This is a genomic window from Mycobacterium sp. 23, assembly GCF_048287075.1.
Classification (GTDB): Bacteria; Actinomycetota; Actinomycetes; order Mycobacteriales; family Mycobacteriaceae; genus Mycobacterium; species Mycobacterium gordonae_B.
Genome location: NZ_JBLVUX010000005.1, coordinates 35,906 through 52,089, shown reverse-complemented (window position 1 = coordinate 52,089; position 16,184 = coordinate 35,906). Strand labels below are relative to the sequence as shown.

General features: G+C 67.2%; 12 protein-coding genes and 2 pseudogenes. 6 read left to right on the top strand and 8 right to left on the bottom strand.

The features are described from left to right. Positions 1 to 121 precede the first annotated feature (121 nt). Positions 122 to 472, bottom strand: coding sequence for a hypothetical protein (locus ACNQS7_RS01625; protein WP_418011150.1), 351 nt, complete (start codon positions 470 to 472; stop codon positions 122 to 124). Positions 473 to 648: 176 nt separating this feature from the next. Between ACNQS7_RS01625 and rbpA the strand changes: the two genes are divergently transcribed. Further along, positions 649 to 984, top strand: a complete 336-nt coding sequence (rbpA, locus tag ACNQS7_RS01620; protein WP_418011149.1) for an RNA polymerase-binding protein RbpA — start codon at positions 649 to 651, stop codon at positions 982 to 984. A 34-nt stretch (positions 985 to 1,018) separates the two neighbouring features. Here rbpA and ACNQS7_RS01615 read toward each other — a convergent pair. The 4 genes and pseudogenes from ACNQS7_RS01615 to ACNQS7_RS01600 all read right to left on the bottom strand — a co-directional run. Next, positions 1,019 to 1,816 (bottom strand): annotated as a pseudogene (locus tag ACNQS7_RS01615) (polyprenol monophosphomannose synthase); the annotation flags it as partial. A 113-nt stretch (positions 1,817 to 1,929) separates the two neighbouring features. Further along, positions 1,930 to 3,609, bottom strand: a pseudogene (lnt, locus tag ACNQS7_RS01610) (apolipoprotein N-acyltransferase); the annotation flags it as partial. 115 nt (positions 3,610 to 3,724) lie between these two features. After that, a complete protein-coding gene (locus ACNQS7_RS01605) occupies positions 3,725 to 5,257 on the bottom strand; it encodes an amidohydrolase (RefSeq protein ID WP_418015846.1) in 1,533 nt (510 codons plus the stop codon). 103 nt (positions 5,258 to 5,360) lie between these two features. Beyond that, positions 5,361 to 5,855, bottom strand: coding sequence for an FxsA family protein (locus ACNQS7_RS01600; RefSeq protein ID WP_418011148.1), 495 nt, complete (start codon positions 5,853 to 5,855; stop codon positions 5,361 to 5,363). Positions 5,856 to 5,927: 72 nt separating this feature from the next. Between ACNQS7_RS01600 and ACNQS7_RS01595 the strand changes: the two genes are divergently transcribed. Together ACNQS7_RS01595 and ACNQS7_RS01590 are read left to right on the top strand one after the other, a co-directional pair. Continuing rightward, the gene (locus ACNQS7_RS01595) at positions 5,928 to 6,620 is read left to right on the top strand and encodes a dienelactone hydrolase family protein (protein WP_418011147.1); all 693 of its coding nucleotides are present in this window, start codon (positions 5,928 to 5,930) and stop codon (positions 6,618 to 6,620) included. After that, positions 6,617 to 7,135: a hypothetical protein gene (locus tag ACNQS7_RS01590; protein WP_418011146.1), complete on the top strand. Its 519-nt coding sequence runs from the start codon at positions 6,617 to 6,619 to the stop codon at positions 7,133 to 7,135. The genes ACNQS7_RS01595 and ACNQS7_RS01590 overlap by 4 nt, the downstream gene beginning before the upstream one ends. 17 nt (positions 7,136 to 7,152) lie before the next feature. On the opposite strand, the gene ACNQS7_RS01585 is transcribed toward ACNQS7_RS01590, so the two are convergent. After that, positions 7,153 to 7,542: a PPOX class F420-dependent oxidoreductase gene (locus ACNQS7_RS01585; protein WP_055579704.1), complete on the bottom strand. Its 390-nt coding sequence runs from the start codon at positions 7,540 to 7,542 to the stop codon at positions 7,153 to 7,155. Between the two features lie 141 nt (positions 7,543 to 7,683). On the opposite strand from ACNQS7_RS01585, the gene ACNQS7_RS01580 reads away from it, so the two are divergent. Both ACNQS7_RS01580 and ACNQS7_RS01575 read left to right on the top strand, forming a co-directional pair. Next, positions 7,684 to 8,487 (top strand): SDR family NAD(P)-dependent oxidoreductase, encoded by an 804-nt coding sequence (locus ACNQS7_RS01580; RefSeq protein ID WP_418011145.1) that lies wholly within the window; start codon positions 7,684 to 7,686, stop codon positions 8,485 to 8,487. 178 nt (positions 8,488 to 8,665) lie between these two features. Further along, positions 8,666 to 10,621 carry a PE domain-containing protein gene (locus tag ACNQS7_RS01575; protein WP_418011144.1) on the top strand — a complete coding sequence of 652 codons (1,956 nt, stop codon included), beginning with the start codon at positions 8,666 to 8,668 and terminating at the stop codon, positions 10,619 to 10,621. A gap of 79 nt (positions 10,622 to 10,700) precedes the next feature. Here the strand turns inward: ACNQS7_RS01575 and cobN are convergent, their stop codons facing one another. Then, positions 10,701 to 14,273 (bottom strand): cobaltochelatase subunit CobN, encoded by a 3,573-nt coding sequence (cobN, locus tag ACNQS7_RS01570; RefSeq protein ID WP_418011143.1) that lies wholly within the window; start codon positions 14,271 to 14,273, stop codon positions 10,701 to 10,703. 57 nt (positions 14,274 to 14,330) lie between these two features. Here cobN and ACNQS7_RS01565 point away from each other — a divergent pair, with 57 nt between their 5' ends. Continuing rightward, positions 14,331 to 14,531 carry a hypothetical protein gene (locus ACNQS7_RS01565; RefSeq protein ID WP_055579700.1) on the top strand — a complete coding sequence of 67 codons (201 nt, stop codon included), beginning with the start codon at positions 14,331 to 14,333 and terminating at the stop codon, positions 14,529 to 14,531. A gap of 2 nt (positions 14,532 to 14,533) precedes the next feature. Here ACNQS7_RS01565 and ACNQS7_RS01560 read toward each other — a convergent pair whose 3' ends face one another. Further along, on the bottom strand, positions 14,534 to 16,048 hold the full coding sequence (locus ACNQS7_RS01560) for a molybdopterin-dependent oxidoreductase (RefSeq protein WP_418015845.1): 1,515 nt from the start codon (positions 16,046 to 16,048) through the stop codon (positions 14,534 to 14,536). Positions 16,049 to 16,184: the final 136 nt, after the last annotated feature.

Below are 16,184 nucleotides of genomic sequence, written 5' to 3'. Positions count from 1 at the left end.
TAGCCGAAGGCCGGCCGGGCACCCCGCGTACCGTGAGCCTCCTGCACTCCCTTGTACACGCGGCCCGCCGTTCATGGCGCGACTGTACCGGTCCGCGCGGTACCCGCGTTCCGCGAGCGCGTCAGACTCCCACGCGACGCCAGCCGTCCGCGGCCCTGGCCGCGCGCAACAACTCGTCGCACAATTCGCGGAGTTCGGCGGCCGCCGCGCCTTCATCCAGGGCGGTGGCGACGTCCTCCGCGGCACATCTGACCTGATAGACCCGATCCGAGAGGTCGGCGGCCTCGTCGGCCGACAACACCACGGCGTCGACGGGCAAGGCAGCGGTTTCACCGCGGGAAATCATCGCCCGCTGCTCATAGGCCCGCTGCCGGCACGACTGCCGGCAGTACTGGCGGCGGCGACCCATTCCGACGTCGGTCACATCACGACCACACCAGCGACAGGGCTGGGGCCGAAGGCGACGACTCACGCCTGACGACTTTAGTCCGATACCGGCCGTGATCCCGGTATCATGGACAGTCGCGTCGCGCACCGCGCAGCAACGTGGAAAACCGGGAACTTGTGCAGACGGTCTTAACGTTTGCTTAGACAGATCCAGAATTACGGGAGCACCAGCAGCTCGCCGGACCCAAAGGAGCAGCACCAATGGCTGATCGTGTCCTACGAGGTAGTCGCCTCGGAGCCGTGAGCTATGAGACCGACCGCAATCATGACCTCGCACCGCGCCAGATCGCTCGGTACCGCACCGAGAACGGCGAGGAGTTCGAGGTCCCGTTCGCCGACGACGCCGAGATCCCCGGCGCCTGGCTGTGCCGCAACGGCATGGAAGGCACCCTGATCGAAGGTGACATTCCCGAGCCGAAGAAGGTCAAGCCGCCTCGGACGCACTGGGACATGCTGCTGGAGCGGCGTTCGGTGGAGGAGCTCGAAGAGCTGCTCAAGGAGCGCCTGGAGCTGATCCGGTCCAAGCGCCGCGGTTAGCGAGCCGGGCGCGTAGCGGGTCGCCGCCGTCAAATCACGTGTGGGCGCGGCTGGACCGGGTGCGGTTGCGCCGGCCCTCAATGCCCCACTGGGCAACCTTGACCAGCGCCTCGCGGATGTTCGAGCCGCTCATCTTCGACACACCGATCTCACGCTCGGTGAAGGTGATCGGAACCTCGACGACGACGAAGCCGGTGTTCACGGTTCGCCAGGTCATCTCGATCTGGAAGCAATAGCCCTTGGAGTCGACGCTGGCCAGGTCGATCGTCTCGAGCACTTCGCGACGGTAGGCCCGGTAGCCGGCGGTGATGTCGTGGACCCCGACGCCCAGGGCCAGCCGCGAATAGGTGTTGGCGGTCCAGGACAGGGCCCAACGGCGCCACGGCCAGTTCCGCACCGTGCCACCGTGCACATAGCGTGAGCCGATTGCCAGATCGGCGCCGGCCTCGACCGCCTCCAGCAGCCGGTAGAGCTGCTCGGGCGCGTGGCTGCCGTCGGCGTCCATCTCGACCAGGACCTGGTAACCGCGGCTCAGACCCCACGCAAAACCTTCCAGATATGCCGCGCCCAGACCGTTCTTCACGGTGCGGTGCAGCACATGGATGCGATTAGGATCGGCCGCGGCCAGCTCGTCCGCGAGCCGGCCGGTGCCGTCGGGACTGTTGTCATCGACGATGAGGACGTGCACGTCGGGGCAGGCGTCGGTGACCCGCCGATGGATCAGCGGCAGGTTCTCGCACTCGTTATAGGTGGGGATGATCACCAGGACGCGCTGGCTGGGACTGTTGCCCGCAACCTCGGGCCCAGACTGGCCGGTGGTCATGTAGCTCCTTCATTTCGCCCGATAGACGTTCGGTCGCCCTCGTCGGACTGGCCTTCGTTCGCAGTCTCAACGTGTGCCGTCGCTGATTCGTTCGCAACTTCCTCGTTGTCCGTTTCAGCTGACGGCGTATCGGAATTGTCAGGTTCGCCCGCCGGCCCCGACCGCCTTCGCAACCGAGGGCGCCTCGGACGTGGGAACCAGCCGGAGGAAGAACTATTGTGCCGTATCGCGAAGACGATCACCGCGCCAGCTGCCCCGACCAGCACCCATTGCAGTATCGGAGCCCACCGGGTGGCGGGTGTGAGCTTGGTCTTGAGGCGCACCTGGATATCGATGTAGTCAGGAGTGAAGAAGTCGGTGCGCTTGAGTTCGGCGCCGTCCGGGGCGATCACGGCGCTGATCCCGGTGGTGCCCGCCACCAGGACGTACCGGTCATGCTCGACGGCGCGGACCTTGGCGAACGCCAGCTGTTGCTCACTCATCGCCTTGGTGAAGGTGGCGTTGTTGCTGGGCACGGTCAGCAACTGCGCGCCGTTGAGGACGGAGTTGCGCGCCGCGCGGTCGAAGACCACTTCCCAGCAGGTGGCGACGCCGACGGGGATGCCGGAGATGTGCACGGTCCCGGTGCCGGGCACGGGGACGAAGTAGCCGGCGCGGTCGGCGTAACCGGAGAGATGCCGGAACAGCCACCGCATCGGCAGGTACTCGCCAAACGGCTGCACGATCGCCTTGTCGTGCCGGTCAGCGGGCCCGGTGCCGGGGTTCCAGACGATCATCGTGTTGGTGTACTCGGGGTTGTCGTTCGTGCTGCCCGGCTTCGCGAGCAGCGTGCCGATCAGGATCGGCGCCCCGATGGCGTCGGCGGCCTTGGAGATCTCCTGGCCGGCGTCGGGGTTGACGAACGGATCGATGTCCGAGGAGTTCTCCGGCCAGATGACGAAACGGGGTTGTGGCGCCAGGCCGGCCCGCACGTCTTCGGCCAGCCGCAGTGTTTCGCTGACGTGGTTGTCCAGCACCGCGCGGCGCTGCGCGTTGAATTCGAGGCCGAGCCGGGGCACGTTGCCCTGCACGACCGCGACGGTGACCGTCGGTTCACCGCCGGACCCGACGCCCGCGTGCCGTACCTGCGGCCAGACCAGGATGGCGCCCAATAACACCAGGCAGATCGTGACGCCGGGCAGCACGACGGCCGGCGGTTCGGATCGGTCTCGGGTCGTCCCGGTGCCGCGGCCGGCTCGAAACCACTTCCCGATCTCGATTGCGATCGCCGTGAGGCTCGCACCGACCAGAACCACCGCAACCGACAACAGCGGGACACCGCCGAGCTGAGCCAGTGGCAGTAGCGGGCCCTCGGCCTGACTGAAGGCAACCGCTCCCCACGGGAACCCGCCGAACGGAACCGTGCATTTGAGCCACTCCTGGGCGCCCCAGAGCACCGCGAACCAGATTGGCCATCCGGGCAGTCGGCGCACCACCACGGCACACAAGCCGAATAGAGCTGGGTAGGTTGCGCACACCGCCGCCAGTACCAGCCACGGCATGTCACCGACCAGCGTGCTGATCCACGGCAACAGCGCCAGGTAGAACGCGACACCGAACAGGAAGCCGTAGCCCAGCCCACCCACCGGGGTGGTGGCGGGATGCTTGAGCACCCAGCTCAGCAGGGCGATGGCGACCACGGCGGCCCACCACCAACTCAGCGGCGGGAAACTCGCATACATGAGCAGCCCGCCGAAGAGCGTGGCGGTCAGTCTTGTCAGCCTCGGGCGCAGCCGGTCCCAGACGGCCGGGGTCCGCGCCATCCCGCGGCGGGCCAGCCCGCCGAGCCGGGCCGGGACGCTGGGCCGAGCCGCCGGCAACTGCTCCGGTTCGGTACCCAGCGAATCACTCGTTGTTTGCTCCGGGTCCGGTGTGCCGTCAGCCATAGATGACCGAACCCCGGTGCACGGTTTGACGGCACCGCGGCAGGGTGTCGTTGTCGTCCAGCCGGGGCAGTGCGGGGACCCGGGAACGCGGGTCGGTGGACCAGCGTTGGACGGCGTCGCGCGGTGCGCTGACGTCGAGGACGCCGGCGTCCCACACCGCGTAGGAGGCGGGCGCGCCGGGGACCAGGGTGCCGGACACCCCGTCGCGGACGCCACCGGCCCGCCAGCCGCCGCGGGTTGCCGCGGCGAAAGCCGCCCGTGCCGACACCGCGCTGCCGGGAGTGCGGTGGTGAATCGCGGCGCGCACGCCGCCCCACGGCTCAAAACCGGTGACGGGCGCGTCAGAGCCGAAGGCGAGGGGCACGCCTTGCGATGCTAACAGCGCCAGCGGGTTGAGCCGGCAACCTCGCTCGGGGCCGAGTCGCTGCGCATACATGCCTTCCCGGCCGCCCCACAGTGCGTCGAAATTGGGCTGGACACTGGCGATGACGCCCCAGGCTCCCAACTTGGCGGCCTGTTCGGCGGTGACCATTTCCAGGTGCTCCAATCGGTGTCCGCACCGAGCGACGGCAGCCACCCCGAGGTCGTCCACGACCCGCGTGAATGCGTCGACCACCGCGGTGACCGCCGCATCGCCGATGACGTGGAATCCGGCAGTCACACCCGCCTCGGTGCACGCGCGGACGTGAGCCTCGATCGCCTGCGGGTCGAGATGACGGGTGCCGGTGCAGCCGGGCGAGTCGGCATAGGGTTCGTGCAGCCACGCGGTGCGCGACCCAAGCGCACCGTCGATGAACAGATCGCCCGCCAACCCCCGCGCGCCGGTCTCGGCGATCAGGGCGCGGGCCTCGGCGGCGGTGGTCACGGTCTCCCCCCAGTACCCGATGACCTCGACGCCCTCGCTGAGTCGACGCAGGGCGTGCCAGTCGTCGAGCCCGCCGATCTGCGGCCCGGCGCATTCGTGGACTGCGACGACGCCCGACGCGGCCAGCGCTTTCAGTGCGGCCACGCGGGCCTCGGCGAGTTGATCGTCGGTCAGCAGGCCGCGGGCGACGGCCCGCACCTGGTGATGCGCATCGCCGGTCAGTGGCTGCTCAGCGGCGAAACCGGCCGCTGCGGTCAGGTCGGGGACGAGCCGCCTCAGGGCGGTAGAGGCCAGCGCGGAGTGCACGTCGACGCGGGTCAGGTAGGCGGGACGGTCGCCGAGCACCCGGTCGAGGTCCTCGGTGCTGGGCGCGGTGTTCTCCGGCCACGCCGACTCGTCCCAGCCATGACCCCACACCGGCCGACCCGGGTGAGCCGCCGCATGGTCGGCGACCATCTGCAGAAATTGCGCCCGGGAACCGGCCGCCCGCAAGTCCAGCCCGCTGATGGCCAAACCTGTTGCGCTCACATGGATGTGGCTGTCCACGAAGCCTGGGGCCACGAACGCTCCGGCGAGGTCCTGAACGTCGGCGTCGGGGAATTGTCGACGACCCACCTCATCGCTGCCCAGCCACGCGATGACATCACCCCGCACGGCCATCGCGGTGGCGTCGGGATGACTCGGGCTGTGCACCCGGCCGTTCACGAGCAGCGTGGTAGACGTCACGGCAAAACCCTAGATGGCGGGCGGAAAGCCCGAATAGCTACCAGGGCGGCTGGTCGGCGCGCGGAGCGCGGGTCAGGGTCGGCGGCTCGCCGTCGATGACGTCGATCACCTCACCGTCGATGTAGTCCCGACGCGGCACGTCGGCCGGGGTGGCGCCGGCCAGCGGGACGCGCCGGAGGAATCCGCGCAGGGCGACCGCGGTGAGGGCCGGACGTGCGGCTGCCCGGATCGGCGGCACCAGCAGCAACAGCCCCAGCAGCGTGGTGGCCAATCCGGGGACGACGACCAGCCCGGTCGCCAGCGCGGTCAGCGCGCCGTCGCTGAGCGCGGTACGCGGTTCCTGCACACCGGACCGCAGCTGCATGAACTGTCGGGTGAGCTGCAGCCCGCCCATCGGAGCCCCCAGGCCCAGTCCCAGGACCAGGGTGCCCAGCAGCACCACAACGGTCCAGCCGACGCCGATCGCCGCCGCCAGCCCGACAGTCACCATGAGCTCGACGACGGCGTAGATGAGAAACAGCCGTCCAACCATGTGACGCCAACGTCTGCGGCGCACGCCGGAGTTCCTCGAACGGTCGCGCCCCGGCTGCAGTTAGATGACGCTATGACGACGATTGAGCTCAACACGCCGGCCGGACCGATCGATGCGCTGTTGAATGTTCCCTCCGGTCAGGGGCCGTGGCCGGGAGTGGTGATAGTTCACGACGCGATCGGCTACGCACCGGATAACGAGGCGGTGTCGCAGCGGGTGGCTCGCGCGGGCTACGTGGCGCTCACGCCGAACCTGTATGCGCGGGGCGGCCGGGCGCGGTGCATCACCCGGGTGATGCGGGACGTGCTCACCAAACACGGCCCGGCCATCGACGACGTGATGGCGGCGCGCGAGCATCTGCTGGGCATGCCCGAATGTTCCGGCCGGGTCGGCATCGCCGGCTTCTGCATGGGTGGCCAATTTGCTCTTGTACTGTCGCCCAGAGGTTTTGGTGCTTCTGCGCCGTTCTACGGGACGCCGCTGCCGCGCAAGCTCAGTGAGACATTGGACGGTGCCTGCCCGATAGTGGCCAGCTTCGGCAGCCGCGACCCGCTGGGAGTCGGCGCGGCCGAGCGGCTGCGAAAAGTGACCACGGCCAAGAACATCACCGCCGACATCAAGTCCTATCGCGGCGCCGGGCACAGCTTCGCCAACCAGCTGCCCGCCCAGCCGCTACTGCGTGTCACCGGCTTCGGCTACGACGACGCCGCCACTGAAGACGCCTGGCGCCGGGTGTTCGAATTCTTCGGCGAGCATCTGGGATGACCCGGATGCGCTGGGCCGGTGCCTGCTCGGCTGTCCTGGTCGCGCTCGCAGTCACACCCGGCCGGTCCGACGCCGAGCAGTTCACCGCCGCTGAGCAGCAGGTCATCGCATTGCTACCGCCCGGGTACAGCGCCGCCTCGTGCAGCCGGGCCGACAATGCCTTTGCGGCGGGGATCGCGAGCCTGGACTGCACCGATGACCTGCACACCGATACGCCGGACTATGCGCGCTTCACGCTGTATGACTCCTTGGATGCGCTGACGGCCGACTTTTACGCCAGCGTGGGGAGCATGTCGGTGTCGTCCTGCCCGGGTGCGAACGCCTCGCCGGGCACCTGGAATTACGGACCGCACCTGAGCAGTCCCGGCGGCAAGGTCGTATGCGGAATCGTCGAGGATCAGCCGGTTGTCGCCTGGACCCGCGACTCCCAGCTGCTGCTGGCGACGGTCAACGGCGGGCCGGACCTCGACGAGCTGTACCAGTGGTGGCAGCGCTACGGCGCCGCAACGGGTTGAGTCGCCGGCGCTTGTCGCTATGCCACCCGCAGCTCGAGGCCCACGTTGTTGTCCATGCCGCCGCGCAGCTTGCTGAAAAGATTGAAGACCTTGCCGATGATGCCGTAGCGCTTTCCGATCGCGTCATAGACGAGCTTCGTCTGCGATTTGTCGAGAATGGCCGCGGTGCCGTCGACGGGTTCGCTTTTGGGGCGACCGCGCATGTCGCAGATCGCCAGTTGAACGTGCGGCGTGTTGCGAATTCGCTTGACCTTCCACGACTTTCCCTCGGTGATGACGAGGAGTCGGTCGCCGCTCTCCTTGTCCAATGCGGCCCAGACGGGGACAGGCTTGGGCCGGCCGTCCTTGGTGAAGGTGGTGAGCAGGATGTATTGCGCTTTGGCCAGGTCGGCGAAGGTGGGTGTCACGGTGTCAATTTACCTGGCCGTGGCCTGCCGAGCAGACGCGAACTCGCACCCGGAAGGGCTTCCGCGTGCGAGTTCGCGTCTGCTCGCGGGGCTAGGTGGTGGGCCAAGGCACAATCGCACACTGAGCAAAGGAGACGTGGCATGGATCTGGGCTTTGCGGGATCGACCGCGGTCGTCACGGGCGGCAGTAAAGGGATGGGCCTGGCCATCGCCGAGACACTGGCGGCCGAAGGAGCCAGCGTTGCCGTGATGGCGCGGGGTCAACAGGCGCTCGATGCGGCGGTGGCATCGCTGCGCTCGGCGGGGGCTCCGGACGCGGTGGCGATCAGCGTGGACATGGCCGACGCCGACTCGATCGCTGCGGGCTTCGCCGCCGTGGGGGAACGGTGGGGCCGACTGAACTGCGTGGTGCACACCATCGGACCCGCTGACGGTTATTTCGAGCAGATGGACGATGCCGACTGGGACGCGGCGTTTGCCTTGGGCACCATGTCGGCGGTGCGATCGATCCGCGCCGCGCTGCCGCTGCTGCGGTCCGCCGACTGGGCACGGATCGTCACCCTGGCGGCGCACTCGATCCAACGGCAGAGCCCACGTCTGGTCGCCTACACCGCGTCCAAGGCGGCGCTGGCCAGCATCACCAAGAACTTGTCCAAAAGCCTTGCCGCGGACGGTATTCTGGTCAACTGCGTGTGCCCGGGGACCATTGTGACGGCCAGCTTCACCGAGAACCTCAAGGACATCCTCGCCGCCGACGGGCTCGATGCCACCAACCCGTGGGACGTGATGAGCTGGATCGACACGAACTTCCACCACCCCTGTGACCTCGGACGCGCCGGGCTCCCCGAGGAGATCGCCTCCATCACCGCGTATCTGGCATCTCGCCGCAACGGGTATGTCACCGGGGCGACCGTGAACGTGGACGGCGGGTCGGATTTCATCTAGGAGACCGCCCGGCCAGTGAACCGGGGTCACATTCCCCGGAACTTTTGTGTGGTTCGAGCCGACTTCTTCCGTGTGAGGGATTGCCCGCGGTCATCTGTGCGCGCGATCTGCCTCCGCCGCAAACTTCCCCGTTCCGGCACGAACGAGCTATGCACTACTGATTCCTGGAGGAGATCACGTGTCCTATGTGCTTGCAGCGCCCGAGTTGATGTCTCTGGCAGCAGCAGATCTCACCCAGTTGGGTTCGAAGGTCAGCGCAGCCGGCGCAGCGGCACACCAGGCCACGACCGGTGTGCTGGCGGCGGCGGCCGATGAGGTGTCGTCGGCGGTGGCGGCGCTGTTCTCCGGGCACGGCCTCGAGTTCCAATCGGCCAGCATCCAAGCCGCCACGTTCCGGGACCGATTCGTTCAGCTGTTGAACAGCGCCGGCGCGAACTATGCCTCCGCCGAGGCGGCCGGCGCTTCGCTTCTGGGGTTGTCCCCCAACCTCGGCCTGCTGGGTCTGGGCAATGTCGGTGACCTCAACCTCGGTAGCGGCAACACCGGCAGTTACAACTTCGGCGACGGCAACCTGGGCAGCGGAAACTTCGGCAGCGGCAACCTGGGCAGCAACAACCTGGGCTTGGGCAACCTCGGTCTGTTCAACTTCGGCCTGGGCAATGCCGGCTACCTTAACGTGGGCTTCGGCAACGGAAGCCTGGCTCAGGCAGCGCTGGAAAACAAGGTCTCATCGATCAATTTCGGCAGCGCAAACCTCGGCACCTACAACTTCGGTGACGCGAACGTCGGCAACAACAACCTCGGTGTCGGCAACCTCGGCAACGGCAACTTCGGCATCGGCAACAACGGCCTCAACAATGTCGGCTTCGGCAACATCGGGACAGGGAACATCGGCATCGGTTTGTCCGGCAACAACCAGATCGGCATCGGTGGGCTGAACTGGAGTGGCAGCGGTGGGTGGAACATCGGGCTGGCCAACAGCGGTAGCTTCAATTTCGGTTTCGCCAATACCGGAGACAGCAACTGGGGTCTGGCCAATACCGGAAGCCACAACATCGGTATCGGTCTGACCGGTGACAATCAGGTCGGCTTCGGCGGATTCAATTCCGGGACGGGCACTTCCGGCCTGTTCAACTCCGGAACCAACAACACCGGGTTCTTCAACTCCGGCGGCGGTAACTTTGGCGGCGGTCAGAACTGGGGTCTCTTCAACTCGGGCACCGCCAATTCCGGTGCGTTCAACGGGGGCAGCTTCGATACAGGCCTGTTCAACGGCGGCGACCACAACACCGGCCTGTTCAACGCGGGCAGCTACAACACGGGAGTTCTCAACACCGGCTCGTTCAGCTTCGGTGGTCTGAACGCGGGCCAGGGCAATATGGGCCTGCTCAACCCGGGCACCGGCAACGTCGGCATCGAGAACTCCGGCACATTCAACTCCGGCTTCGCCAACGCGGGCTACACGAACTTCGGCCTCTACAACGCCGGCTACTCGAACATGGGGATCTTCGATTCGGGCTTCGGCAACGCCGGCGCCTTCAACTCCGGCGGTGTCGACTTGAACACACTCACGGTCGGCGGCGGCAATGTCGGTTTCTTCAACTCGGGCGCCCTCAACACCGGATTCTCGAACTCGGGGAACCTCAACACCGGGTTCTGGAACGGCGGCAGCGTCAACACCGGCTTCGGCAGCGCGCTCACGCAGGCCGGCACCGTCTCGGGCTTCGGCAATTCGGGCGACCACCTGTCCGGCTTCTACAACATCGGCAATTACAACGCCGGCTACGGCAATGCGGGCCAGTACAACTACGGGTTCGAGAACAGAGGGAACGGGCAGGGCGGTTCGATGATGCTGACCCCGGACCTGTCCCCGAATGTGGGATTTTTCAACACCGGCACCAACGGGGTGGGCTTCTTCAACACCGGCCAGTACAACGTGGGCATCTCCAACTCAGGCTTCAACGACGTCGGATACGGCAACTCGGGAATGGTCAACACGGGGTTCCAGAACACCGGCAGCTACAACATCGGCTACGCCAACTCCGGCACCTGGAACTCGGGCTACCGCAACTCGGGCAATTACAACTCGGGCGGCTACAACGACGGCGACAACACCTCGGGCTTCTTCCGGTAGCCGCCCTTGCGCGAGCAGACGCAAAAGCCCCCAAAACCGTTGGTTTTTGCGGGCTTTTGCGTCTGCTCGCCAGGCGAAATCAGCCCTCGAGGTCGCCTTCGGTTTCCAGCAGCACCTGGCGCAACCCGTCGAGCGTGTCTGCCTGGGGTTCGGCCCACATGCCCCGCCCGGCGGCCTCCAGCAGTCGCTCGGCCATGCCGTGCAGCGCCCAGGGATTGGACTCGTTCATGAATTTGCGGTTCTCCGCATCCAACACGTAGCGCTCGCTGAGTTGCTCGTACATCCAGTCGGCCATCACCCCCGCAGTGGCGTCGTAGCCGAACAGATAGTCCACCGTCGCGGCCATTTCGAACGCGCCCTTGTAGCCGTGCCGGCGCATCGCCGACATCCACCGGGGGTTCACCACTCGGGCCCGGAATACCCGAGTTGTCTCCTCCGACAGGGTGCGGGTGCGGATGGCGTCGGGCCGCGTGTTGTCGCCGATGTAGGCGGCCGGCGCCTGGCCGGTGAGCGCGCGCACGGTGGCCACCATGCCGCCGTGGTACTGGAAGTAATCGTCGGAGTCGGCGATGTCGTGTTCGCGTGTGTCGGTGTTCTTGGCGGCCACCGCAATTCGGCGGTATTGCCGGTTCATGTCGTCGACGGCTTCGCGGCCGTCCAGGTTGCGGCCGTAAGCGAATCCGCCCCAGGCCGTGTACACCTGCGCCAGATCGGCGTCGTCGCGCCAGTTGCGGCTGTCGATCAACTGCAGCAGCCCGGCGCCGTACGTGCCCGGCTTCGATCCGAAAATCCTTGTGGTGGAACGTCGTTGGTCACCGTGCTGAGCCAGGTCGGCCTGCGCGTGGGCGCGGACGTAATTGTCCTCGGCCGGCTCGTCGAGAGTCGCGACCAGTTGGACGGCGTCATCCAGCATGGTGACGACATGCGGGAACGCGTCCCGGAAGAAGCCGGAGATTCGGACGGTGACGTCGATGCGGGGACGGTCCAGCTCGGCCAGCGGGATCGCGGCGAGGTCGACGACACGGCGCGACGCGTCGTCCCAGACCGGCCGGACACCCAGCAGCGCCAGCACTTCGGCGATGTCGTCGCCCGCGGTGCGCATCGCCGAGGTGCCCCATACCGACAGACCGACCGATTGCGGCCACTGTCCGTGGTCGGCGCGATAGCGCTGTAGCAGCGAATCCGCCAGCGCCACACCGGCTTCCCAGGCCAGCCGGGATGGCACCGCCTTGGGATCGACCGAGTAGAAGTTGCGCCCGGTCGGCAGCACATTGACCAGGCCGCGCAACGGTGACCCTGAGGGGCCGGAGGGGATGAACCGGCCGTCCAGCGCCCGCAGCACCTGCTCGATCTCTGATGCGGTGCCGGCCAGCCGCGGCACCACCTCGGTGGCGGCGAAGCGCAGCACGGCCGCGACGTCGGCATTGTCGGTGAGTCGATCCGCCGCTTCCGGGTCCCAGCCGGATTCCTGCATCGCCGCTATCAATCCGCGCGCGGCGGCCTCGGTCTGGTCAACGGAGGTGCGTTCGTCGGTGCCGTCCTCTGCCAGGCCCAGCGCCTGGCGCAGGCCCGGCAACGCGTGCGTGCCGCCGAACAGCTGACGGGCCCGCAGGATGGCCAGCACCAGATCGAGTTCACCGTCCCCTGTAGGCTTTTGGCCCAGGATGTGGAGGCCGTCGCGGATCTGGACGTCTTTGATCTCGCACAGCCAGCCGTCGACATGGAGCAGCATGTCGTCGAAGGTGTCTTCTTCGGGACGTTCGGTGAGCCCGAGATCGTGGTCCATCTTGGCCGCCCGGATCAGGGTCCAGATCTGCTGGCGGATGGCGGGCAACTTGGCGGGATCGAGTGCGGCGACGTTGGCGTGCTCGTCGAGCAGCTGTTCCAGACGCGCGATGTCCCCGTAGGTTTCGGCGCGGGCCATCGGTGGGATGAGGTGGTCGACGAGCACCGCGTGTGCGCGGCGCTTGGCCTGGGTGCCCTCGCCGGGGTCGTTGACCAGGAACGGGTAGATCAGCGGCAGATTGCCCAGTGCGGCGTCGGATCCGCAGGCCGCCGACATGCCGAGCGTCTTGCCGGGCAGCCATTCCAGGTTTCCGTGCTTGCCCAGGTGCACGATCGCGTGCGATCCGAACCCGGCATCCAACCAGTGGTAGGCGGCCAGATAGTGGTGGCTGGGCGGGAGGTCGGGATCGTGGTAGATGGCGACGGGGTTTTCGCCGAAGCCGCGCGGCGGCTGGACCATCAGCACCAGGTTGTCGGATTGGATTGCGGCGATGACGATTTCACCGTCGGGGTCGTTGCTGCGGTCGACGAACAGGTCCCCGGGCGGCGGGCCCCAGTGCCGGGTCACCACATCGGTCAGCTCGGCGGGCAGGGTGGCGAACCAGTCGCGGTAGTCGGCGGCCGACACCCGAATCGGGTTGCCGGCCAACTGCTCCGAGGTAAGCCAGTCGGGGTCCTGTCCCCCGCGTTCGATCAGGGCGTGGACCAACGCGTCGCCGTCGCCGGCTTCAACGCCGGGCAGATTTCCCACCTTGTAGCCGGCGTCACCCATGGCCCGCAGCAGTGCGACGGCACTGGCCGGGGTATCGAGGCCGACGGCGTTGCCGATGCGCGCGTGTTTGGTGGGATAGGCCGAGAACACCAGCGCGACGCGCTTGTCGGCGGGGGCGATGCGGCGCAACATCGCGTGCCGGACCGCCAGACCCGCCACCCGGTCGCAGCGCTCCGGGTCGGCAACGTAGGAGATCAACCCGTCGTCGTCGATCTCCTTGAACGAGAACGGGACGGTGATGATGCGGCCGTCGAACTCGGGCACCGCGACCTGAGTGGCGACGTCGAGTGGGCTCAGGCCGTCGTCGTTGTCGCTCCACTGCGCCCGGGAACTGGTCAGGCATAGCCCCTGTAGAATCGGAATATCAAGCGCTGCAAGGTGTTCAACGTTCCAGCTGTCGTCGTCCCCACCGGCCGACGCCGCGGCGGGCTTGACCCCGCCCGCAGCCAGCACGGTGACCACCATCGCGTCGGCCGCACCGAGGGTTGCCAGCAATTCGGGTTCGGCGGTGCGCAGCGACGCACAGTAGACGGGCAACGCTTCACCGCCCGCGCGTTCGATCGCCTGGCATAGTGCCTCGACGTACGCGGTGTTGCCGGCCAGCTGCTGGGCGCGGTAGTACAGCACCGCGATGGTCGGACCCGGCGCCGGCGCCGCTGTCCGCTCCAGCACACCCCAGGTCGGGGTCGCCTCCGGTGGCGAGAAACCGAACCCGGTCATCAGCACCGTGTCGGACAGGAACGCGTGCAATTGGCGGATGTTGTCCACGCCGCCGTGTGCCAGATAGATGTGCGTCTGCACCGCGATGCCCGCCGCGACAGTGGAGCGACCGGTCAGGTCCGCGTCAGGGGCTTGCTCGCCGCTGACGAGCACGGTCGGCACCCCGCTGGCCAGCACCGTCTCGATGCCGTCTTCCCAGGCGCGGTACCCGCCGAGGATCCGCACCACCACGATCGACGCGTCGGCCAGCAGGTCCGGCAACTCGACCTCAGACAGCCGTGCCGGGTTCGCCCACCGGTAGTTCTTTCCGCTGGAGCGGGCACTGATCAGGTCAGTGTCGGACGTCGACAGCAACAGAACGGTCGGCTCAGCCACCCCTCATTCGTACCGCAGCGCGGTCGCGCTACCGAATCGGCACGTAGGGTTCGGAGTATGAGCAGGGGTTTCGTCGTCACCTTCGCGGTCGGGTTGATCATCGCGCTGTTCGGTCTGATCTGGGCGCTGCAGGGATTCGGAGTGCTCGGCGGTAGCCCGATGAGCAACACCACCACGTGGTCCGTCATCGGTCCGATCACGGCGCTGGTCGGCGTGGCGATCGCGGTATTCAGTTGGCGGAAGCTGTCTTCGAAGTAGCCCTACTTTTCCGTCACGGAGAAACTCACGCTGTGCCAGCCGGTAGCGCCGTCGGGGACCGGGTCGGCCCGCTGCTCGGTCTGGACGGCGCCCGTGTTGTCGATGGCGCGCACGGTAATGGTCTGCTTGCCAGGGCTTTTCGCCTGCCACGGAAAGCTCCACAGCCGCCACGTCTCGTTCGAGTAGGCGGCGCCGAGTTCGGCGGGCTGCCACGCCCCGTCGCCGATTCGGACCTCCACGGCTCGCACGCCACGGTTCTGCGCCCAGGCGACCCCGCCGAACACCACCGGCCCCAGAGGCACCTGCTGACCTCTCCTCGGCACGTCGATTCGGGACTCGGTCTTGACCGGCGCCTGCGCGGCCCACCCCTGCCGCGTCCAATAGGCCTCTGCCTTGTCGAAGCGGGTCAGCTCGAGCTCGACGACCCACTTGGTGGCCGACACGTAGCCGTAGAGTCCAGGCACCACCAGACGGGCCGGGTAGCCATGCTCGACCGGCAGCGGCTGACCGTTGAGGCTGACGGCCAGCAACGCTTCGCGACCATCGGTGAGGGCCTGTACCGGCGTACCGGCGGTGAAACCGTCGATCGAGGTCGAGAGCACCATATCGGCGTCCTTGTGCACACCGGCCGCCGCCAGCAGGTCCGCCACCCGGTAACCCGTCCAGATGCCCGTCGAAATCAGTTTTCCACCGACTGGATTCGACACACAGGTCAGCGTCGCCACCGTTTCGACGATGTTGAAACGGGCGAGGTCGTCGAAGCTGTATGTGGTTTCGCGGTCGACCATGCCATGGATGCGCAGGCGCCAGTCGCGGTGACTGATCTGGGGAACACTGAGCGCGGTGTCGATCCGGTAGAAATCGGTGCTTGGTGTGATGAAGCTCGGGAGCGCAACGCCTTTCGGTTGCACCTCCGCCGGTATCGGCGGTGCCGACGACCGAGGTGGCGGGAGGACGAAGGTTCTGCGGTCGGCCGCCACCGACTGCACCAACCGGGCGATGACGGCACCCGCGACACCGCTGACGACTCCGAGTCCGAGCACGCCCAGGACGAGCAACCGCCGCCTGCCCACATCCGTCTGGTCGCTGCTCTCGTCGGGGCGCTCGGGATCAGGCGTGATTCGACGAGTGAGCAGGCGCAGGGCCGCCACACCGCAGGCGGTGCCGACAATGGTGGGGATCGTGTCGAGTGCTGTCGCACCCGGCCGCGACAGCACGGCGACGCATCCCAGCACACCACCCGCGACGATGACAGCGCTGCCGACCGGACGGCGCCCGGTCTCGACGGTCCCGGCGATCGCCGCCAGCGTCGCGATCACGATGAGCACCACGACGGCCAGGAACGGCTTGTCCAGTGTTCCGAGGGTCTGAATCGCCCATTCTTTGACCGGTCCGGGTGTCAGGTCGACGACTGCAGTGCCGACGGCAGTCCGGGCATCGGCCCGTCCACCGAACGGGATGCTGACCAGCTGGGCGACCCCGAGGGCGACGGATACCGCCGCGACCCCGGCAAGCATCCGTTCGTTCGATGAGGCGGCGACCACCGGCGCTACTCTACCGCTTTGCGGTGACTGCGATGTAAAAGACTGCAGCACAGTTGAATTCAAGAAATCTTGCGTCACCGCCGGTCATCGGCGCGAGGATGCGCTGCCC